Here is an 18,734-nt window from a genome sequence, read left to right as displayed (position 1 = left end):
TACGCCCTCCATTATTCTAGCGCACTTTTTTGGGATGTAGAACAGGAGGAAGGGAATTTTAAGTTTCTTTTAATATTTCGATCACACTTAAAAAACGCGCCTGTCATTAGGCGCGTTTTCTATGAAACTGACAATTCTTTATAGCGTAACTTGTGAACGGCTTCAGCCATCGCTTGATAGCCTTTGCTGTTCGGATGGACACCGTCAAAGGACAGATATTCCTGCTCCTTGCCTTTGAAGATGCTGTAGGCATCCGCGATTTTGACATGGGGTGCTGATGCTAGTGTTTCTAAATGTGAATTGAAGGATGTGATCCATTTGCCGGCGATTTCAATGCCGGGAAACGGATTGTATAAGTTGAACACTCGGATAGCGTACGGGGAGGGGTTTTTTCCTTTGATCTCGGCGATCTTGGCAATCATCTTTTCAAAATTCTCATGGCAATGGGCGGATACACGGCTGAAAATTGTTTCATCCTTAGAGGTTTGGTAGGCTATGACCGAATCGATGAGATCGTTTCCGCAGCCTGTGATCGTTATCATATCAGCATATCGAATGCATTTTTGCACATAGGAATATGACAGGAGTCCCAAAATCTCTTCTGTATTCAGGCCTGATCTGGCAAATATGGCTATTGCCGTTTTTGTTTTCAAGTCAGCTGACATCATGTCTCCAAAACGCTGGACGAAGCCGGGTGAAAACAGCCCGGAGCCTCTGCCTGTCGTTAAGGAATCGCCCAGAGCTGTATATCGAAGCACCATGTTCTTTCCTCCACTCCTGAACGTCGATACGTTAATGTACGCAGCAGAGTAAAGATTGGCTACTTATGTATATCCTATTTTTCTTGAAATCTGTAAAGCGGCGTCCTTCACCTTTTCTGTTAAATAGGGCAGCCTGTCTTCTGTGAATCTCGCTTCAAAGCCTGCGATGCTAATGCCGGCTGCCACCTGGCGCTTATGGTTAAAAATCGGGGCGCCGATCGCCGCCGTATAGTTTTCGAGCTCTGAATAGCTGACAGTATAGCCATTTTGCACAGAGGCATCAATCTCCTGAAGCAGTTTTTCGGGATCGGTAATCGTTCCGGAGCCAATTGAAATGAGCTCGGTTTGTTTGATGTATGTTTCGATTTCTTCACGGGGAAGAAAGGACAGAATGCTTCTGGCGCACGCTCCCGCATACAGGGGGGAACGCCTGCCGATCGCCGTATACAGCCGCACAGTCTGTGTCCCTTCTATTTTCTCAACGTATATCGCTTCATTGCCGTCCCTCATGATCAACTGCACGGCCTCGTCCACTTCCCGGCACAGCTCTTCCATCACGGGTTTCGCTATTTTTCTGATATCCAGCCTGTCAGCGACAAGCTGTCCGAATTCCAAAAACACCAATCCCAGCAAATAAGCGCCGGACGCATCCCGACTGAGGAACCCCATTTCCTCCAAAGAGCTGACCATCCGGTGAACAGAGGTCTTCGGCATTCCTGTCAGCGACACCAGTTCACTTAAGGTTAGACTTGGTTTATGCAAAAACAAATTAAGCAGCGCCATAGATTTGACTACGGTTTTATTTTTATTCTGCATCATTCATCCCCTTTGCTATGTCAGCCATTCTATCTTCATTCTCGTTTTCAGTTCTTTTATATGCTGTTCCCGTTCTACTGCAAGCGCTTCTGCCTCCTGAAGAGACACAGGCTCAAACTGGACGTGCTCGCCCGGCATGATTTGGGAAACAATCGGAAGATCAGCGGATATGATGTGCGCGATCCTCGGATAGCCGCCAGTCGTCTGCCGGTCTGCAAGCAGGATAATCGGGTTGCCGTCAGGCGGCACCTGTACTGTTCCAAACGAAACCGCTTCTGACACCATCTCAAGCGGGGCCTTCAGTTCGAGCGGTTCTCCTTTGAGCCTGTAGCCCATACGGTCGGATTGCGGCGTGACACGAAATGCTTCTTCATAAAAACGCGCTTTTGATTCTTCTGTGAAAAAGGCGAATTGCTTTCCTTCCAGTACCCGAATGATGGGATTCTTCTTCAGCGGCAGAAATCTGCCGCGGCTGACCGACCACTTCGGTGCTGCAAATCCCTGTTTTTCAAGCTGCGGACTTAAACGGGAAAGGATGGTTTGCGAAAGAGCTGACATCTTTCCAATAGACAGTTCATCTTCTTTTTGAAGCGCTCTGCCATGTAGTCCGCCGATACCTGCTCTGACGTATGTGCTTTTACTTTCCATGACGGCAGGCACATCAATGCCGCCGGCTGCGGCTAAATAAGCACGGCTGCCGAGCTTGCAGGGGCCAAAGCTGACCGTGCTGTTTTCCTTGACGAGCACAGGCTTCCATAAAGGCGCTTCCTCGTCATTAATACGCAGCGTGAAGTCCGCCCCTGTCACCGCAATCAGCGCCGTTTTTGCAAAATGAAACGACGGACCCGGCCCCATCATCGTTATTTCGAGACCTGCTTCATTTTCGCCGTTTCCGATCAGCAAATTGGCAATGCGCAGTGAAACCGTGTCCATGGCGCCGCTGGCCAGAACGCCGTATTTTTGGTAACCCGTTCTGCCTATATCCTGAACCGTTGTGAGCAGTCCGGGCTTTAATACTTTCATGCTCAATTGGACTCCTCCTTATAGGCGTGATAGTCTTCTTCTGAGATGCGAACGAATTTCACAGTATCTCCCGCCCGCAGCAATGTCGGCGGATTTTCCTGCGGCCGGAAAAGCGCCAGCGGCGTTTTGCCGATCAGCTGCCAGCCGCCCGGCGTTGAAATCGGATAAACACCTGTCTGCAATCCCGCAATACCGACCGAACCTGCGGGAATCGACGGTCTTGGCGATGATTTTCTCGGAGCTGCAATGCGTTTTGACATCCCGCCTAGAAAAGGAAAACCGGGCGCGAATCCGAGCATATACACCACATATTCACCGCTTGTATGAATGTCGATCACTTCCTCCGGTGACAGCTGATTGATCTTCGCCACCTCTTCTAAATCAGGACCGAATTCACCGCCATAGCAGACGGGAATTTCTACAATACGGCGGTTGACCTCATAGTCTTCAGCTATTTCTACCAGCCGCTCTTCGACATCGCGCTTGACCTTCTCAAAAGGTGAGCTTATCCCCTGAGGCAAATGCTTGTACACTTCATACATATCATAAAATACGGTTAGACTTGTAAAAGCCGGGATACATTCAATGAATCCCGGAAATGGCTGTTCTTCTATATAAGCGGCCGCAGCATGGACAATGCCGTTGACCTGTTCGTTGATTTCTTCTCCGAATCGGATCATCATTGCAGAATCACCGAGCTGTTCGATTTGATATCGTACAGTCATCTTTCTCACCTCTTTTAATTCTCGTTCATCAGGATGACGAGAGGTTACAGCACCGCAAGCGACTCGTCTCGAATATCTGTGATGAGCATATGCCCCGGCGCATGTGTGATGACCATTTCAGGTTTTACATTCATAGCCACGGCTTGCGGTGTCACTCCGCATGCCCAAAAAACAGGAACCTCGCCTTCACGAATGGAAACGGCATCTCCGAAATCCGGTTTGTCCAGATCGCGAATGCCGATTGCTCCCGGATTGCCGATATGGATCGGCCCTCCGTGCACAGCCGGAAAACGCGAGGTCACTTGCGCGGCACGTACAGCCAGCCGTTCAGGAACCGGTCTCATGCTGACAACCATCCGTCCGTGAAACACCCCCGCCGGAACACAATCGATATTCGTTTGATACATCGGGACATTTGTCCCCTCATCAATATGCCGGACCGCTATCCCATTATTGATCAGTGCCTGTTCAAAGGAGAAGCTGCATCCGATCAGAAAGCCGACAAAATCGTCCTTCCAGTATGGTGTAATATCAGATACTTCTTCCGTTAAGATACCGTGCCTGTAAATACGGTATTTCGGAAAGTCCGTTCTGATATCAGCATCTGGCGCAGCCAGAGACGGCACAGGCGAACCTGCTTCAGTCACATCGAGCACAGGGCAGGGCTTTTGATTTCGCTGGCAAAACAGCAGGAAATCAAAAGCAAGGTCTTTCTTCAAAACAACAAGATTCGCTTGGGCATAGCCGCCGGACATGCCTGCGGTCGGCCCGTTTATTTTCCCCTCTCGTATCAGGGCGCGTACATCCTTTGGCGCCATTTTGTTTAATTGCTCCACTTATATCAGCTCCACAATTGAGGAAGTTGTGTACATAACGTGTAGATTCCCATAACTGCCATTACAATCACAACAAGCGCGCCTGTGCTTGTCAGCCATAGCGGATGCTTATAATCACCAACAATGTTTTTCTTGTAGGCTGCAACAAGCAGCGTTCCGAGTGCAATCGGCAAAATCAGGCCGTTCAGCGATCCGACAAGGACGAGGATCTTCGCAGGCTGTCCGATTGTGACAAAAGCTAACGTAGAAATCACAATAAATCCGATAATAATCCCGCGTGAATTCTTTTCAATTTTTGGAGAAAAAGTTTTGAAAAACGAAACAGATGTATAAGCTGCTCCAATCACAGATGTAATGGCCGCAGACCACATGATCAATCCGAAAATTTTATAACCGACATTTCCAGCAGCCAGTCTGAAGACAGACGCCGCGGGGTTGCTTTCATCGATGTGCAGGCCTTTTGACACAACGCCAAGCACCGCAAGGAATAGAGCGATCCGCATGACAGATGTAATTAAAATGCCGACAACCGAGCTTTTTGTCACCTGCGGAATGGATTCCTTCCCCTTAATTCCGGCATCAAGCAAACGGTGTCCTCCGGCAAATGTGATATAACCACCGACGGTTCCGCCCACTAGGGTGACAATAGCAAATATGCTGATGTGTTCCGGGACAAATGTATTTGCGACAGCCTGTCCGACCGGAGGAGCTGTTGTCACCGCAACGTAGACCGTTAAAATAATCATCACGAGTCCCGCGATTTGCGTAAAACGGTCCATTGCTTTTCCTGCTTCTTTGATTAAAAAGATTAAAATGGCAACTACAGCACTAATCAACGCGCCTGTTTCCGGGCTAATGCCGAACAGCACCTGAAGCCCCAGCCCGGCACCTCCGATATTCCCAATATTAAAAGCAAGCCCGCCAAGCACGACGAGAATGGCGATGAAATACCCCAGTCCCGGAAGCACCATATTGGCAATTTCCTGACCGCGTTTTCCAGAAACCGCGATAATGCGCCACACATTGGTTTGGGCAAAAATATCTAAAATAATAGAGATTAAGATGACAAAACCGAAGCTTGCCGTGAGTGTGTTTGTGAAAGTTGCAGTTTGGGTGAGGAAACCCGGTCCGATTGCTGAGGTTGCCATTAAAAAGGCGGCACCCATCAGCAATGACCAGCTGCCCGCTTTTTTTCCTGCTGTTTTTTTCTGCTGCTCCATCTATGGTTCCTCCTTTATGTTGACTTCTGTTCTGAAATAGCTGTCACTTCAATTCCTGCTGCCTTAAGCTCTTTTCTGATTTTTCGGGCAAATGTCAGCGCATGGGCTCCATCTCCATGAATGCAGACCGTATCTGCTTTTAATGACACATCATGTCCTTGTTGAGATTTGACCGCTCCTTCTTTCACCATTTTGATCACCTGAGTGACGGCTGCATCATCACTTTCAATGAGTGCGTCCGGCTGGGAGCGCGGTGTCAGCGTGCCGTCCGATTGGTATGTTCTGTCGGCGAACACTTCATTTGCAGTCTGAAGCCCGATCCGTTCTCCCGCTTTTACAAGCTCGCTCTCAGCAAGACCGAAAAGAATAAGGCCGGGATCAATCTTATAGACAGCTTTCGCGATCGCATCCGACAGTTTTTGATCGACTGCCGCCATATTGTATAAAGCGCCATGCGGCTTGACGTGCTGCATGTGAAGTCCCTCTGCTTTTAGAAAGCCAGAGAGCGCGCCAATTTGATAAATGACAAGATCATACGCTTCCTCAGGTGAAATCGCCATATTGCGGCGCCCAAAACCGAGTAAATCCGGCAAGCCCGGATGCGCGCCGATTTTTACGCCTCTTTCTGCTGCAAGCGCGACGGTTTTTCGCATAACACTAGGATCTCCAGCATGAAATCCGCATGCGATATTCGCTGATGTCACATACTCTAAAATATCTTGGTCAAGGCCTATCTTGTAGGCTCCGAAGCTTTCTCCTAAATCACAGTTTAAATCAATTTGAAACACAGAATCCCTCCTGCCAAAGCAAACGATATGCTTTATGTATTTATTGTCCCGAAATTCGGAACAACTATTCCGAATTTTTGAACTTTATTTCATTATAAGTCAATCATATTAGTTTGTGAAATACTTTTGTCAGAAAACCTACCATTGTCCCAGAAGAAAACCTGCCAAACCAAAAAAGAGAGTCCGTCTTAGGACTCTCTTTTTTTTATAGTACCCAATGGCGAATCGCCTTAGCGACACCATCCTCAATATTTGTATCTGTGATCCAATCAGCCGTTTCTTTCACGATGTCTTGCGCATTGCCCATTGCGACGCCCAGACCCGCTTCTTTAATCATCGCGATGTCATTAAGGCTGTCGCCCATCGCCATCACATTCTCCATCGCGAAGCCGAGTTTTTCCGTAACCTTGGCAAGGGCTGCCGCTTTGTTGATGCCGAGCGCGTTGACTTCAATGTTTGTCGGACTTGAATTTGTGATTTCGAGCTCTTTGTTTTTTCTCAGCTCCTCAAGCACTTCGTTTCGGATGTTGTCATCCTCGATGTCAAAGCCGAATTTGAGCCATTCATGATCCGTAATGTTTTCCGGAAACTCGCCTCTCCATACTTTGTTCACGGTAGAAGCCCAGAAATTGGTGTTGTGTTTATTCCGCAAATCCCACATCATTTGAATATGATCTGTATGGAGCAGCTTCCGTTCCACCAAATTAAAATCCGAGTCCCAGATTTCGCTGCCGTTTGCCGTGATCAGAAAGGATGACAGCTTCAGCGACTCCGCCAGCTCCCGGCACGTCATCAGCGTCCGGCCCGTGCTGATTACCACATACACACCTTTATCCTCCGCTTCACGAATGGCTTTGCGGTTTTCATCCGAGATCAGCTGCTCGTCGTTCAGCAGTGTTCCATCCATATCAATTGCGATCAGCTTGATATCTACATCTTCTCTTTGAACAGACATATATGTACCTCTCTTTATCTTTTTGTTGTGCTTCTCTCTATTCTAATACATTATACCCAGCGGGACAAAAAAGCGATTTCCCATGTTTGAGGTGAACTGATAAGAGGAAAACAAACGGTGAGGTGATCAAACATGACAGAAAGAAAACAGCAAAACAAACCAAATGAAAATCCCGAGCACAACGACTTAACCGATCCAATTCCTAATGAAGAGCTGAAGGAAAATATGAATGATGAAAAACACAAACGCCAGCAAAAAGATGACTCTCAAAGCGAACGGGATTACGACACAAAATAGAACCCCTCACAAAACGTTGTGAAGGGTTTTTTTCATTTTTCAATATAGATGCCGATTTCAGCTTCAGCAACAGGCTGCTCTCCTACTGACGCCTTGGCATGTCCGAACACAAACCCGCGCCGATTGCGCGTGACTTCAAACGTAAGATCAAGCCGGTCACCGGGCACAGCGGCTCCCAGCTTTTCCGCTTTCTTCACCGAAGACAATAATCCCAAGCTGTTCTCATCTGTAATCCCTGTAAAAGCAGCGGTTTGCGCTAGCGCTTCAATCACAAGTGAAAACGGCATTTCTGTTTGCGTATCAGTGATAAACCAGTCGTTCTCACTAATTCGTTTATAAGCTGCCGCATGTTTGCCGGGCTCGCTATCCGTCACGCCATCAATAAACAAAAATGGATAGCGGTGAGGCAAAGATAATGAGTTCATTGTATATCTCCTTTTTTTGACCATTATATCTCAGCCTAAAGCGTAACGATAGGATATAATGGAAAAAACACAAAAGGAGGCCGTTATGTCCCCAAAGCCGCTTGTCATTCTTGTCCACGAAATATACGGTGTAAACAGTCATATGAAAAAGATGGCCCGGCTGATCAACATGGCTGGATATGATGTGCTGACGCCCAACTTGCTCGGCCCAGATGAAGTCTACACACTGCTAGAGGAAAAAACGGCATACGAACAATTTACAAAACATGAACGGCTGAAAACGGGAGAAACCATCATCCAGAATTTGATCAGGCAAAACGCCGGACGGCAAATCTTTGTGATTGGATTCAGCGTAGGGGCTACTATCGCATGGAAATGCAGCAGTATGCCTGAGGTAAGCGGAGCTGTCTGTTATTACGGTTCCCGGATACGTGATTCTCTTCATCACGTGCCAGCCTGCCCGGTCCTATTGTTTTTCCCTTCTTATGAGCCATCGTTTGACGTAGCGCTTCTGATCAAAAAACTTCGGGAGAAACAGCATACCCATCTGGAGATTTATCAATTTGATGCGCTTCACGGCTTCGCCAATCCTGATTCTGTTTATTTCGACAGGGCCCTTTTCTTCAAAACGCTTTCCATCATAAAAAACGGGGCGGAAAGCCGGCTCCGCCCCGTTTCATCATCATTTTTTTAAACGTACACGGCGCTTTATTATCGGTGCCGTCATACGTTTCACGTTCTTTTTGCATTGCGTTTTATTTTGCCTGTCTCATCTCACCGAAAGGATAAAAGACGAGAGATTCAGTACCGATGATATCTTCTTCAGAAGGCATGCCCATTCCATTTCTGCTATCCAGTGAATTGAGACGATTATCTCCCATTACAAAATATTTACCGGAAGGAACCTCAACTTCGAAGTCGCCTGTTAAGGTTCCACCCGACTCTTCGGCCTCTTGTTTCTGTTCCTTTAAGTACGGTTCTTCCACCTTTTTATCATTTATGTATAGCTGATCATTCTTCATTTTGATGCTGTCACCAGGCAAACCGATTAAACGTTTGACAAAAGAGCGGCCGCTCATTTTGTCATGAATGACTATGATGTCGCCTCTATGAAACCCGCCAGTCCATTTGACTGCTTTATCAACCAGAATTCTTTCTGAATCTCTAATCGTTGGGGCCATCGATTGGCCTTCAACTAGAAAGGGCTTGAAAAACACCAATCTGATCGTAAAAATGAGAGCTGCGATCATAACGATACTGAGTACAACGATCCATTTGATTTTTATTTTTTTCTTTAACGTGATTGTTTTTGCATTCAACTTCCTTCACCCAATGCTTTCCTAAGAATTCCAAATTATTATACAGCATTTGGATCAGCCTGGTTAGACTTTTGTGGAAATTTTCGTAAGGAAATGGACAGGCCGGGGCAGACAACTTCCCCGGCCTGTTTCATCAGCACTTTCTTAAACGCGCGCAGATTTCATCAGTGACCTCAGCTGTTGTGCTTTGTCCCCCAATGTCGCGTGTTTTGATGCCGTCGGCAGTTACTTGCTCCATTACATCCAGAATTTTCGCTCCCAGTTCTTCTTCCCCGAAGTGGTCAAGCATCAGCTTCGCTGTCCAAATCTGGCCGATTGGATTGGCAAGGCCCTGTCCGGCAATGTCAGGAGCTGAGCCGTGAACCGGTTCAAACATGGATGGATATTTGCCGGATGGATTGATGTTCGCAGAAGGCGCAATGCCGATGCTTCCCATCAGGCTCGAGCTGATGTCGGTTAAAATATCACCGAACAAGTTGCTCGCCACAATAACATCAAACGTTTCCGGACGCGTCACAAAAAAAGCGGCCAGCGCATCAATATGCTGGGATGACGTTTCGATTCCGCTATACTCAGCGGCCGTCTGCTGAAAGACTTCATCCCAAAACGGCATCGCGTGATAAATGCCGTTAGACTTTGTCGCACTTGTCACATGGCCGCGCCGTTTTTTCGCCAATTCGAAGGCAAAGCGCATGACACGTTCTGTCGCTTTTCTCGTAAACACAGCATTCTGGATGGCGATTTCATCATCGCCTCTGTGAATGCGCCCGCCGACTTCACTGTATTCACCCTCACTATTCTCGCGAATCACCACGAGATCAAAATCATTTGGATGCAGAAGCGGTGACGTAATGCCCGCCATTTGTTTGGCGGGTCTCATATTAATAGAAAGCTCAAGCTCCCTCCGGATTTTCAGCAGCAGCCCCCATAACGATATATGATCGGGAACCAGCTTCGGATTTCCGACGGCTCCCAAAAAAACCGCTTCAAATTGAGTAAGCGTATGTATTCCATCTTCGGGCATCATTTTGCCGTGCTCCATGTAATAATCACAGCTCCATGGAAAAGCCGTGAATGAGAATGACAAACCCCCGTGTACCTCAGCCGCTGTATGAAGCACTTTTTCAGCAGCCGCTACAACCTCTTTTCCAACTCCGTCTCCCGGTATTGCCGCAATCTCGAATTGTTTCATCGTCATTCTCCTCCCCCTGTTATCATAAGCGCTTTCTATTATACTAGATGGCGAGATTGTAAAAAAAGCCCGTGACATTGTGTCACGGGTGGTTGGTTATTGATTGAGTTTCTTTAAAACGATGGCGTGCAACGGTTCATGGGACTGAATGCCGCACACCTCTTGAAGTACGCCGCTGTATCCTTTTTCTTCGATCAGCGCCTGCAGTTCAACCGCTTCAGGGTCACCTGTGAAATCGAAGCGCAAGGCTGCAGCAATTCCTTCCGCCAGTGCGTTCGGTTCTTTTATTTTCTTTGCCGGGCCTACAAGTCTATCATTTTCGCCCAGTTTTCTGAGAGGCGATCTCGCTACGCGGGTCACATCGTCCGAAATGAAAGGATTTTCAAAGCGTCCGATGATTTTTTTGATATATTGTTCGTGTTCAGTTTGCTTAAAGCCATACGATTTGATGAGATAGTCACCAGTTTCAAGCAGCGCCGAATGAACGACACGGCGGATTTCCGGATGATCGATTGCTTCTTTGACTGTTTTAAGTCCGCGCTGATAGCCGACATACGCTGTCACCGCATGTCCGGTATTAACCGTAAACAGCTTCCGTTCGATGTACGGCGTTAAATCATCAACAAACAGTGCGCCGTTTATGACTGGTGTTTTCCCTTTAAAACCTGATTCATCAATGACCCATTCGAAAAATGGTTCAACCGATACTTTCAGCGGGTCTTCATGATGCTGAATCGGCACGATCCGGTCAACGGCAGAATTCGGGAAACCTACCGTTTCACTGACGGATTTCTGCTCTGCTTCCGTTAAATGGCTGTATATCTCTTTCTTTAAGAAGCTGCTTCCGCCAATCATATTTTCGCACGCAATAATATTCAGTGTGTTGGCAGCGTTTCTCCGCCTTAAACCTTCTGCGATAGACGGAGCAATCAGCTTCAGCACGTTCGGGCCGACAGCTGTTGTGATGAGCGCAGCCTCATTAATCAGCCGATACAGCTCCTCCGGCTGGCTGCCGCTGTTAATCGCGCTGACCGGGCCAATGACCTCTGATGAACGCCCCTCTTCTGCCAGTTCGACTGTGTATTCTTTTTTTTCATTGAGGAGGCTGACCATCGTGTCGTTTACATCCGCAAACACCACATCATAGCCGGAGTGGTGAAGCAGCGCGCCGATAAATCCTCTCCCGATATTCCCCGCACCGAAATGTAAGGCGATCATGTCAGTTCACCTCGTTGAAAATGGCGATCAAATCTTCTTCACTTTTAGCGGAGATCAGGCGTTCAATGTTTTCTTCTTCTGAGCAGATAATGGCGATGTTAGACAAAATGTCTAAATGCTCATTATTTTTGCCCGCAATGCCGAATACCACTTTTGCCGTGTTGCCTTCTCCGTACTCAACACCGTCTGGAATTTGTATAATTGAGATTCCGGAATGAAGCACCTCGCTTTTCGCTTCTTCTGTGCCGTGTGGAATGGCAATGAAATTCCCCATAAACGTAGAAGACGTTTCTTCACGTTCAAACATTTTGCTAATGTAATCCTCTGTCACATAGCCGTTGTCAATCAGCGTCTGGCCTGCCAATTGGATGGCCTCTTCTTTTGATGATACCGTTTGATTGAGTTTAATATTTTCCTTTGCGAGTACTTGCATGAGTATCACTCTCTTTCTATGAAATTACTTTTTCAGCTTTTCAATCAGCTCATCGTATTTCGGGCTGTTTAAGAAGTTATCCACTGATATGTGTGTCGCGTTCGGCAGTTTTGCTTTCGCGCGATCTGTTAAATCTTTGTGGGTGATAACAATATCCGCATCACTAGGCAGATTGTTAATGGCCGTGTTGGTCACACTGATGTCAAGCTCTGCTTTTTTCACTTTGTTTCTTAAGATGGATGCCCCCATGGCACTTGATCCCATTCCCGCATCACACGCAAAGATAATTTTGTTCACGCTTTCAGGCGACAGCTCAGACGCTTCCTCTGCTTTGGCTTGTTCCGCCTCTAAAGCAACTGCTGCTTGGCTTTTCTTTCCCTTCATGGACTGCATTTTTTCTGTTGCGGCAGCCAGGTCTTCTTCACTTGCTTTTGAGGATTTCAGGATCACTGCTGAAACGATGAACGATACAGCAGCAGCGACCAATACGCCCGCCAATACGCCGAAATAGCCTCCTCTTGGCGTCATTGCCATCAATGCGATAATGCTTCCCGGTGACGCTGCCGCGACAAGTCCGGCATTAAAGATCGTAAACGTTAAGAGTCCGCTTGCTCCGCCGGCAATGGCTGCGAGAATCAGGGCCGGTTTCATCAGAATGTACGGGAAATAAATTTCGTGAATCCCGCCGAAGAAATGGATGATCGCCGCACCGGGAGCCGTTGATTTTGAAGATCCTTTGCCAAAGAACATGTACGCCAGCAAAATGCCGAGCCCCGGTCCAGGGTTTGCTTCTACTAAAAACAGAATTGATTTTCCTGTTTGAGATGCTTGCTCGATTCCGATCGGGCTTAAGATTCCATGGTTAATGGCGTTGTTGAGGAACAACACTTTCGCTGGTTCTACAAAAACACTGGCTACCGGCAGTAAATTAGCGTGTACAATGACTTCCACACCAGCCGCCAGCAATTTGTTTAATGTCAGGACAACGGGGCCGATGGCGTAAAACGCGAGAATCGTTAAAGCCGCGCCGACAATCCCTGCCGTAAAGTTGTTGATCAGCATTTCAAAGCCCTGTTTGACTTTATCCTTGAACAATTTATCAGTTTGTTTAATGAGGTATCCGCCAAGCGGACCCATAATCATTGCGCCTAAAAACATTGGAATATCCGATCCGACAATCACCCCAATTGCCGCTGTCGCGCCGACAACTCCGCCGCGGTGGTCGTAGATCATTTTTCCGCCTGTATACGCTATCAAAAGCGGCAATAAATACGTAATCATCGGGCTGACTAGCGTGTTCAGCTGTTCATTCGGAAACCATCCTGCCGGAATAAACAACGCGGTAATGATGCCCCACGCGATAAACGCGCCGATGTTCGGCATGATCATTCCGCTCAAATAACTCCCAAAGCGCTGCACTTTCACTTTCATGCCGCCTTGCTGCTGTTCTTGCTGCATATATAAACCCTCCCTGTTTTGTTTGTCGCTATAAGATACAAAGATATGTTTTAGAGAATGATGCTTCCCTTTAACTCTATGTTAAAACGCTTACAGCCCCTATACAATTGAAAGTAAAGAGGACTTTGGCACATGACTGTGACAATTTTTTAAAAATAAAAAAGGCTCCTGATATCAGGAGCCTTTTCTCTTTCCTCTATAAATGATGTTGCCGTTTTGAATCACGTACTTTGCAATCATCCGCTCACTCACTATAAAAACGGGATACGCGCACACAAGCGCAAATACAGCCATCGGCACGTGCTGTACAACTGGCAGCACTGAGCCTGCCGCATTGCGGAGGAGCATCAAAACATAAATGAGCAGCACGATGGCCGCTAATGATACCAGCATAATCGGAGCTGAAACTTTATATTCATAAAGCCGTTCCCGGCAGTGGCCGCAGCGAAATTGACAAGGCACATTTGATGATCTGACCATATCGCCTGTCAAAGGTTTGCCGCAGTTCGGGCATGGTGTTTCTTTCATAGGGTATTCCTCACTTTCTATTCCATATGTCTATTATACCAGAGTCCCTTCTGTTTCGTTTTGTTGCTGTTCAACACATTTTCACATTTTTTATCATCCACTTACTTGTCTCCGTCTCTAAAATCCTCTACGCTTAAATAGATCTTAATGAAGAGGGTGTATGAATGCTTCCGATTAATAGACAGCAACACATACTGAAGTGGCTGAAAGAAGAAGGCTCGCTTAGAATTTCTGACATCAGCGCAAGGTTCGGCGTTTCGGAAATGACGGTATATAGAGATGTCAATCAGCTGGTTCAGTCAAATCAGGTCATTAAAACAGCCGGCGGTATCACGCTCCCCGTCCGAACACCTCAAACAGATCATATGTGCAGCTATTCCTTGAAGCCCGTCAATCAAGCTCATTCGGTTCAGCTGATTACGGTAAACCAAGACATTGAACAGCTATGCTGCGCACATTGTGCGTTTTTGCGTTACGCGGATAAAACGGAAGAGGTTTCACACTTGATTTGCAGAGATTTTCTGTTACACACAACCGTCAGTGCCAGTTCGGCTTATTTCGTAGTAAATGCTGAATTAAACCTGCATTGCTGTCAGCCGCAGGCCATTCCGTTTGCGACGCTCGATCATGCCGAACGATTTCAAAAAGGATTCGGCGGAGCCGTCCGCACTTTCGACCAAGCGCTGGAAGACATGCTTAAAGACAGAAAGAAACGCTGCACCTGCACCAAGAAATAACAAAACACATACAGCGGAAGGTGGTGTCTGAGTGATGAAGCGAAACAGATGGTGGATCATCCTGCTGCTTTTTCTTGTTTTCTTGCCGAAAACAAGCTTTGCTCACGCCTATATTGTCAAATCCTCACCTGGGGAAAACAGCGAATTAAAAAGCGCGCCTGCACAGGTGGAAATTGAATTTAATGAACCTGTTGAAGAAGGATTTCATTACATTAAAGTCTATAATTCAAACGGCGACCGTGTGGATATGGACAAGACGGAAATCAAAAAAGACAACAATCACATCATGACAGTGAAGCTAAAAAAGAATCTGCCTCATGATGTGTACAGAGCGGAATGGAATGCCGTATCTGCGGACGGGCATCCGGTTTCCGGCGTCATCCCGTTCAGTATCGGGAAAGCGGATGGCGGATTCAGCAGCCAAAAAGCATCCGTTTCAGCGCTGAATCCGGGAACAGCCGCAGATCGCGCGATTCTGTATACAGCCTTATCTCTGTTTATCGGAACGGTTTTCTTCCATCTTTTCTGGTATAAAGGGAAATCAGAACAGCTCGTTAAACGGACAAGGCGTATCCTGATCGTCTCGATCGCAGCACTGGGTCTGGCGCTTTTGCTGCAGCTTCCGATTCAAACAAAAGCGAACGCAGGCGGCGGCTGGGGCAGCGCATTCCAGCCGGGCTACATTAGAGAAACACTGTTTGAGACAGCAGGCGGCTCTATTTGGATTATACAGGCCGCGCTGTTCGTGCTGCTCGCACTGTCTGTAATCCCTGCGATACGGAAAAACCGCTTTTCATCCTTTGGCTATTGGACAGCGCCAACTATTTTCTTTTTCGGTCTCCTGCTTGCCAAGGCGTTTACCGGGCATGCCGCTGTCGTTGAAGAAAAAACAGTGGGCATTTTGATGGATTTCCTTCATTTATCTTCCGCTTCCATCTGGGTCGGCGGAATCGCGGCACTCGTTTTGCTGCTCTCAAAAGAATGGAGGCAGCCTGACAAAACGCTCGCATGGGAAACGGTAAGCCGGTTCTCCCCATGGGCACTCACTGCAGTCGGCGTCATTATGTTTTCAGGCTTGCTCAATGGATTTTTCATCATTCGTTCAATGGATTCACTGTTTCATACAGCGTACGGCCAAGCTCTTTTAGTGAAAAGCGGGCTGTTTGTTTTCATGCTGGTCTTAGGCGCGATTCATTTTCTTCTTACCAGAAAGCAGCGCCGCACAGGAATCAGTCGAACGTTGAAAGCGGAGTGGGCAATCGGCATTGCTGTATTGATCACAGCTGCCGTGTTCACAAGCCTGCCAAGCCCGCCTGAGCCGCAGCCGGAACCGTTCTACCAAACTAAAGCAATTGAGAATGGACAAAGCGTTTCACTCAGCATCAGCCCAAACCAGCCCGGGAAAAATGTATTTGAGCTGCGAGTCACCGACCATAACGGAGATCCGGTGAAAAACATCCAGCAAATCACGTTAACCATTTATAAAACAGGGCTGTCAGGCAACGAAAACAAAAGCACGTTTCAATTAAAAGAGAAAACAAAAGGCGTCTTCCAGGATGAAAACCTGTCCATTAATGAGAAGGGAAACTGGAAGATCAAAGTCCACGGACTGACCGGTGACTTTAACGAAATCAATATCATGTTTACAAAGACCAATTAAAGGAGTGTTTACGTTGTTGAAAAAAATCGCATTGACACTATGTCCGGCTATTGTCGCCTCTCTCTTATTCTTTACGGCTCCTGCCAGCGCGCACGTTTCTGTAAAACCGGCTGAATCCGCTGCTGGCTCTTGGGAAACGTATACAATGAAGGTTCCTTCCGAGAAAAATCAACCGACAACGAAGGTTGTCCTCAAAATGCCGAAAGATGTTGAATTCCAGCAATACGAGCCAATTCCGGGCTGGAAGGTTTCCACCCAAAAACATGATGACAAATCAGTGTCCGTGACGTGGGAAGCGACTGGCGGCGGCATTCAGGAAGGACAGTTCCAGCAGTTTACCTTTGTTGCCAAAAACCCTGACAAAGCGGAGAAAGCCGCTTGGGACGCATATCAATATTACAAAGACGGCAGCATTGTTGAATGGACAGGTGACGAGGATGCCGATACACCTCATTCCATTACAAATATCACTTCTGCAAAACAAGTGACAGATGAGCACGGTGCCACGAAAACAGAAGACGATTCTGAAAACACAGGTTCTTCAGCTCTAGACATCACAGCGATTGTGCTGTCCGCGGCTGCCATTATTTTATCTATAGCAGCGCTTGTTAAGAAAAAGCGCGCCTAATAAAAAAAGCGAGCCAGATGTCATGTCTGGGTCGCTTTTTATGTTTAACCGCGGCCTGCCTGGAAGGAAGGATATTTCGTCATTCCGCCGTCTGCAAACAGCGTAATGCCTGTGACGTAGCTGGATTCCTTAGAAGCAAGCCACACCGCTACTGCTGCGATTTCCTCCGGTTCGCCGATATATCCCATCGGAATCATGCTTTCTACATCCGCTTTCTGTTTAGGGTCAGCGAATTTTTCAGCATTGATTGGCGTGTTGATCGCACCTGGCCCGATATTGTTGACGCGAATGCCCTTCGGCGCGTATTCCAAAGCCAGTGTTTCAGACATCAGCTTAATCCCGCCTTTACTAGCTGCATAGTGGACAAATAACGGCCACGGAATCATCTCATGCACGCTGGACATGTTGATGACATTTCCCTTGATATCGTTTTCTACGAAGTACTTAATCGCTTCACGGCTTCCTAAAAAGGCACCCGTTAAGTTCGTGCCGATGACTTTTTCCCAATCCTTAAGCGGCATTTCGTGAGACGGCACAGGATTTTCAAGACCGGCATTATTAATCATAATATCGAGTGTGCCGAACTCTTTAATTGCCGTTTGTACGATATTTTTTACATCTTCCTCTTTCGTGACATCTCCTTGGACGACAACAGCATCACCGCCCGCCTTGATGACCTCTTCTTTTACCTCGTTTGGATCCTGTTTATCACTATAATAGTTGATAACCACTTTTGCTTGCTCTTTGCCGAAGCGGATGGCCATTGCCTTTCCAAGCCCTGATGCAGCTCCTGTAATGGCAACGACTTTTCCTTTTAAATCCGGATACATATACATCTTCCTCCATTTGTTATGAATTTGATTTCGCGATTCCCAAGAATACGGCAGCCGCAATAATCAGGATAATCCCGATTGCAATTGCTATTAGCTGGCGTTTCGTTTTCTTTTCACGCAGGATGAAAATACCCCCGAGCGTAGAAATGACAATTCCCATTTGTGAAAGGGAGAAACTCGTTGCAACGCCAACTCGCGGCTGAGAAATAAACAAAAACATATTTCCGCCTGCCCAGATTAAGCCTGGGAGAATATTTCTAATTGCATACTTGTTAAAGGGTTTGTGCCTATAGGTTAAAACTAACCCCCCGACCACCATGCCAATTGCCTGCGGCAGCAGCGCGGACCAGCCGGACACATTGAACAATCTAGCTACGACTACATAAACCAAATAACCAAGAGTCGAGACGAGGAGAATCAAAATGCCCTTTTTCAGATTGCTTGGCTCGCCCTCTTTTTTATCATTCTTATCTTCCAATGATGTGAGAATGATTCCCACAATGATAAAGATCAGAGCGAGAATGCCAAGCGTAATCGCAATCGGTGTTGACCATTCGCGGAACACGATCACACCGAACAGCGAGGTGGAAACGAGCTGCATTCCTGTGGAAATCGGCATTGTTTTCGATACACCCATCAATTCAATGCTTTTCAGCTGGTTGGCCTGGCCAAGTGACCAAAATAAGCCGGATACGATTCCAACAATAAAAATGCGAAGTGACAGAACGGGCTGAACAAAAAAGTAAATAACGATAGAAACAATGAGCGCCCCGATCGTCGTTCCCAGAGTCTGGCTGTACGGCCCGCCGCCTAATTTCACATTGAAGAGAACAATGCTCCCCCAAAACAAAGCTGGGAGAAGAGCCAATAATAAATCCATTG

Annotated in this window: 22 protein-coding genes; 5 read left to right on the top strand and 17 right to left on the bottom strand. The window is 47.1% G+C overall.

Features of this window, described 5'->3' with window-relative positions:
- Positions 1-119 precede the first annotated feature (119 nt).
- From lipC to BLL41_RS14195, 8 genes are all read right to left on the bottom strand, one after another.
- Positions 120-761, bottom strand: a complete 642-nt coding sequence (gene lipC / locus BLL41_RS14230; RefSeq protein WP_071578362.1) for a spore germination lipase LipC — start codon at positions 759-761, stop codon at positions 120-122.
- A 63-nt stretch (positions 762-824) separates the two neighbouring features.
- Complete coding sequence (locus BLL41_RS14225; RefSeq protein ID WP_071578361.1) at positions 825-1,577, bottom strand: IclR family transcriptional regulator; 753 nt, start codon at positions 1,575-1,577, stop codon at positions 825-827.
- Positions 1,578-1,592: 15 nt separating this feature from the next.
- Positions 1,593-2,600 carry a 5-oxoprolinase subunit PxpC gene (pxpC, locus tag BLL41_RS14220; RefSeq protein WP_083428037.1) on the bottom strand — a complete coding sequence of 336 codons (1,008 nt, stop codon included), beginning with the start codon at positions 2,598-2,600 and terminating at the stop codon, positions 1,593-1,595.
- A gap of 2 nt (positions 2,601-2,602) precedes the next feature.
- Positions 2,603-3,325: a 5-oxoprolinase subunit PxpB gene (gene pxpB / locus BLL41_RS14215; protein WP_069839878.1), complete on the bottom strand. Its 723-nt coding sequence runs from the start codon at positions 3,323-3,325 to the stop codon at positions 2,603-2,605.
- Positions 3,326-3,369: 44 nt separating this feature from the next.
- Positions 3,370-4,143, bottom strand: a complete 774-nt coding sequence (locus BLL41_RS14210; RefSeq protein ID WP_083428036.1) for a putative hydro-lyase — start codon at positions 4,141-4,143, stop codon at positions 3,370-3,372.
- A 23-nt stretch (positions 4,144-4,166) separates the two neighbouring features.
- Positions 4,167-5,381: an NRAMP family divalent metal transporter gene (locus BLL41_RS14205; protein WP_071578358.1), complete on the bottom strand. Its 1,215-nt coding sequence runs from the start codon at positions 5,379-5,381 to the stop codon at positions 4,167-4,169.
- 14 nt (positions 5,382-5,395) lie between these two features.
- Complete coding sequence (gene pxpA, locus BLL41_RS14200; protein WP_071578357.1) at positions 5,396-6,169, bottom strand: 5-oxoprolinase subunit PpxA; 774 nt, start codon at positions 6,167-6,169, stop codon at positions 5,396-5,398.
- Positions 6,170-6,374: 205 nt separating this feature from the next.
- Positions 6,375-7,124, bottom strand: coding sequence for a Cof-type HAD-IIB family hydrolase (locus tag BLL41_RS14195; RefSeq protein ID WP_071578356.1), 750 nt, complete (start codon positions 7,122-7,124; stop codon positions 6,375-6,377).
- A gap of 132 nt (positions 7,125-7,256) precedes the next feature.
- On the opposite strand from BLL41_RS14195, the gene BLL41_RS14190 reads away from it, so the two are divergent.
- Positions 7,257-7,421 carry a hypothetical protein gene (locus BLL41_RS14190; protein ID WP_071578355.1) on the top strand — a complete coding sequence of 55 codons (165 nt, stop codon included), beginning with the start codon at positions 7,257-7,259 and terminating at the stop codon, positions 7,419-7,421.
- A 32-nt stretch (positions 7,422-7,453) separates the two neighbouring features.
- Here BLL41_RS14190 and BLL41_RS14185 read toward each other — a convergent pair whose 3' ends face one another.
- Positions 7,454-7,846 (bottom strand): 3-hydroxyacyl-ACP dehydratase FabZ family protein, encoded by a 393-nt coding sequence (locus BLL41_RS14185; RefSeq protein ID WP_071578354.1) that lies wholly within the window; start codon positions 7,844-7,846, stop codon positions 7,454-7,456.
- A gap of 85 nt (positions 7,847-7,931) precedes the next feature.
- Here BLL41_RS14185 and BLL41_RS14180 point away from each other — a divergent pair, with 85 nt between their 5' ends.
- Positions 7,932-8,540, top strand: coding sequence for a dienelactone hydrolase family protein (locus BLL41_RS14180; RefSeq protein WP_071578353.1), 609 nt, complete (start codon positions 7,932-7,934; stop codon positions 8,538-8,540).
- A gap of 61 nt (positions 8,541-8,601) precedes the next feature.
- On the opposite strand, the gene sipU is transcribed toward BLL41_RS14180, so the two are convergent.
- The 6 genes from sipU to BLL41_RS14150 all read right to left on the bottom strand — a co-directional run bounded on the left by sipU (position 8,602) and on the right by BLL41_RS14150 (position 13,994).
- Positions 8,602-9,165 (bottom strand): signal peptidase I sipU, encoded by a 564-nt coding sequence (sipU, locus tag BLL41_RS14175; protein ID WP_071578352.1) that lies wholly within the window; start codon positions 9,163-9,165, stop codon positions 8,602-8,604.
- A 133-nt stretch (positions 9,166-9,298) separates the two neighbouring features.
- Positions 9,299-10,363, bottom strand: a complete 1,065-nt coding sequence (locus BLL41_RS14170; RefSeq protein WP_083428022.1) for a tartrate dehydrogenase — start codon at positions 10,361-10,363, stop codon at positions 9,299-9,301.
- Positions 10,364-10,453: 90 nt separating this feature from the next.
- Entirely contained in the window at positions 10,454-11,575 is a 1,122-nt protein-coding gene (locus tag BLL41_RS14165) for a mannitol-1-phosphate 5-dehydrogenase (RefSeq protein ID WP_071578351.1), read from the bottom strand.
- A gap of 1 nt (position 11,576) precedes the next feature.
- Positions 11,577-12,008, bottom strand: a complete 432-nt coding sequence (locus BLL41_RS14160) for a PTS mannitol transporter subunit IIA (RefSeq protein WP_071578350.1) — start codon at positions 12,006-12,008, stop codon at positions 11,577-11,579.
- 24 nt (positions 12,009-12,032) lie between these two features.
- Positions 12,033-13,466 (bottom strand): PTS mannitol transporter subunit IIBC, encoded by a 1,434-nt coding sequence (locus BLL41_RS14155; RefSeq protein ID WP_071578349.1) that lies wholly within the window; start codon positions 13,464-13,466, stop codon positions 12,033-12,035.
- A 174-nt stretch (positions 13,467-13,640) separates the two neighbouring features.
- Entirely contained in the window at positions 13,641-13,994 is a 354-nt protein-coding gene (locus BLL41_RS14150; RefSeq protein ID WP_071578348.1) for a hypothetical protein, read from the bottom strand.
- Positions 13,995-14,158: 164 nt separating this feature from the next.
- On the opposite strand from BLL41_RS14150, the gene cutR reads away from it, so the two are divergent.
- The 3 genes from cutR to BLL41_RS14135 are packed head-to-tail and all read left to right on the top strand — an operon-like array spanning position 14,159 to position 17,019.
- Positions 14,159-14,731, top strand: coding sequence for a copper uptake transcriptional regulator CutR (cutR, locus tag BLL41_RS14145; RefSeq protein WP_071578347.1), 573 nt, complete (start codon positions 14,159-14,161; stop codon positions 14,729-14,731).
- Between the two features lie 34 nt (positions 14,732-14,765).
- Complete coding sequence (ycnJ, locus tag BLL41_RS14140; RefSeq protein WP_071578346.1) at positions 14,766-16,391, top strand: copper transporter YcnJ; 1,626 nt, start codon at positions 14,766-14,768, stop codon at positions 16,389-16,391.
- A 13-nt stretch (positions 16,392-16,404) separates the two neighbouring features.
- Positions 16,405-17,019, top strand: a complete 615-nt coding sequence (locus BLL41_RS14135) for a YcnI family copper-binding membrane protein (protein ID WP_071578345.1) — start codon at positions 16,405-16,407, stop codon at positions 17,017-17,019.
- 44 nt (positions 17,020-17,063) lie between these two features.
- On the opposite strand, the gene gdh is transcribed toward BLL41_RS14135, so the two are convergent.
- Entirely contained in the window at positions 17,064-17,849 is a 786-nt protein-coding gene (gene gdh / locus BLL41_RS14130; protein WP_071578344.1) for a glucose 1-dehydrogenase, read from the bottom strand.
- Positions 17,850-17,868: 19 nt separating this feature from the next.
- Complete coding sequence (glcU, locus tag BLL41_RS14125; RefSeq protein WP_071578343.1) at positions 17,869-18,732, bottom strand: glucose uptake protein GlcU; 864 nt, start codon at positions 18,730-18,732, stop codon at positions 17,869-17,871.
- Positions 18,733-18,734: the final 2 nt, after the last annotated feature.

Origin of the sequence: Bacillus sp. FMQ74 (assembly GCF_001875785.1) — a bacterium.
Classification (GTDB): Bacteria; Bacillota; Bacilli; order Bacillales; family Bacillaceae; genus Bacillus; species Bacillus stercoris.
The sequence above is the reverse complement of the archived record's forward strand: the minus strand, read 5'-3'. Positions and strand labels throughout refer to the sequence as shown.

What these genes read in the sequence shown, in the direction of transcription:
- BLL41_RS14190 (WP_071578355.1), top strand. Translation starts at nt 7,257, where the DNA reads ATGACAGAAAGAAAACAGCAAAACAAACCAAATGAAAATCCCGAGCAC.
- BLL41_RS14180 (WP_071578353.1), top strand. Translation starts at nt 7,932, where the DNA reads ATGTCCCCAAAGCCGCTTGTCATTCTTGTCCACGAAATATACGGTGTA.
- lipC (WP_071578362.1), bottom strand. Translation starts at nt 761, where the DNA reads ATGGTGCTTCGATATACAGCTCTGGGCGATTCCTTAACGACAGGCAGA.
- BLL41_RS14205 (WP_071578358.1), bottom strand. Translation starts at nt 5,381, where the DNA reads ATGGAGCAGCAGAAAAAAACAGCAGGAAAAAAAGCGGGCAGCTGGTCA.
- BLL41_RS14185 (WP_071578354.1), bottom strand. Translation starts at nt 7,846, where the DNA reads ATGAACTCATTATCTTTGCCTCACCGCTATCCATTTTTGTTTATTGAT.
- BLL41_RS14165 (WP_071578351.1), bottom strand. Translation starts at nt 11,575, where the DNA reads ATGATCGCCTTACATTTCGGTGCGGGGAATATCGGGAGAGGATTTATC.
- gdh (WP_071578344.1), bottom strand. Translation starts at nt 17,849, where the DNA reads ATGTATCCGGATTTAAAAGGAAAAGTCGTTGCCATTACAGGAGCTGCA.
- pxpB (WP_069839878.1), bottom strand. Translation starts at nt 3,325, where the DNA reads ATGACTGTACGATATCAAATCGAACAGCTCGGTGATTCTGCAATGATG.
- BLL41_RS14170 (WP_083428022.1), bottom strand. Translation starts at nt 10,363, where the DNA reads ATGACGATGAAACAATTCGAGATTGCGGCAATACCGGGAGACGGAGTT.
- BLL41_RS14195 (WP_071578356.1), bottom strand. Translation starts at nt 7,124, where the DNA reads ATGTCTGTTCAAAGAGAAGATGTAGATATCAAGCTGATCGCAATTGAT.
- glcU (WP_071578343.1), bottom strand. Translation starts at nt 18,732, where the DNA reads ATGGATTTATTATTGGCTCTTCTCCCAGCTTTGTTTTGGGGGAGCATT.
- BLL41_RS14225 (WP_071578361.1), bottom strand. Translation starts at nt 1,577, where the DNA reads ATGCAGAATAAAAATAAAACCGTAGTCAAATCTATGGCGCTGCTTAAT.
- BLL41_RS14160 (WP_071578350.1), bottom strand. Translation starts at nt 12,008, where the DNA reads ATGCAAGTACTCGCAAAGGAAAATATTAAACTCAATCAAACGGTATCA.
- ycnJ (WP_071578346.1), top strand. Translation starts at nt 14,766, where the DNA reads ATGAAGCGAAACAGATGGTGGATCATCCTGCTGCTTTTTCTTGTTTTC.
- pxpC (WP_083428037.1), bottom strand. Translation starts at nt 2,600, where the DNA reads ATGAAAGTATTAAAGCCCGGACTGCTCACAACGGTTCAGGATATAGGC.
- BLL41_RS14155 (WP_071578349.1), bottom strand. Translation starts at nt 13,466, where the DNA reads ATGCAGCAAGAACAGCAGCAAGGCGGCATGAAAGTGAAAGTGCAGCGC.
- BLL41_RS14210 (WP_083428036.1), bottom strand. Translation starts at nt 4,143, where the DNA reads ATGGCGCCAAAGGATGTACGCGCCCTGATACGAGAGGGGAAAATAAAC.
- BLL41_RS14150 (WP_071578348.1), bottom strand. Translation starts at nt 13,994, where the DNA reads ATGAAAGAAACACCATGCCCGAACTGCGGCAAACCTTTGACAGGCGAT.
- cutR (WP_071578347.1), top strand. Translation starts at nt 14,159, where the DNA reads ATGCTTCCGATTAATAGACAGCAACACATACTGAAGTGGCTGAAAGAA.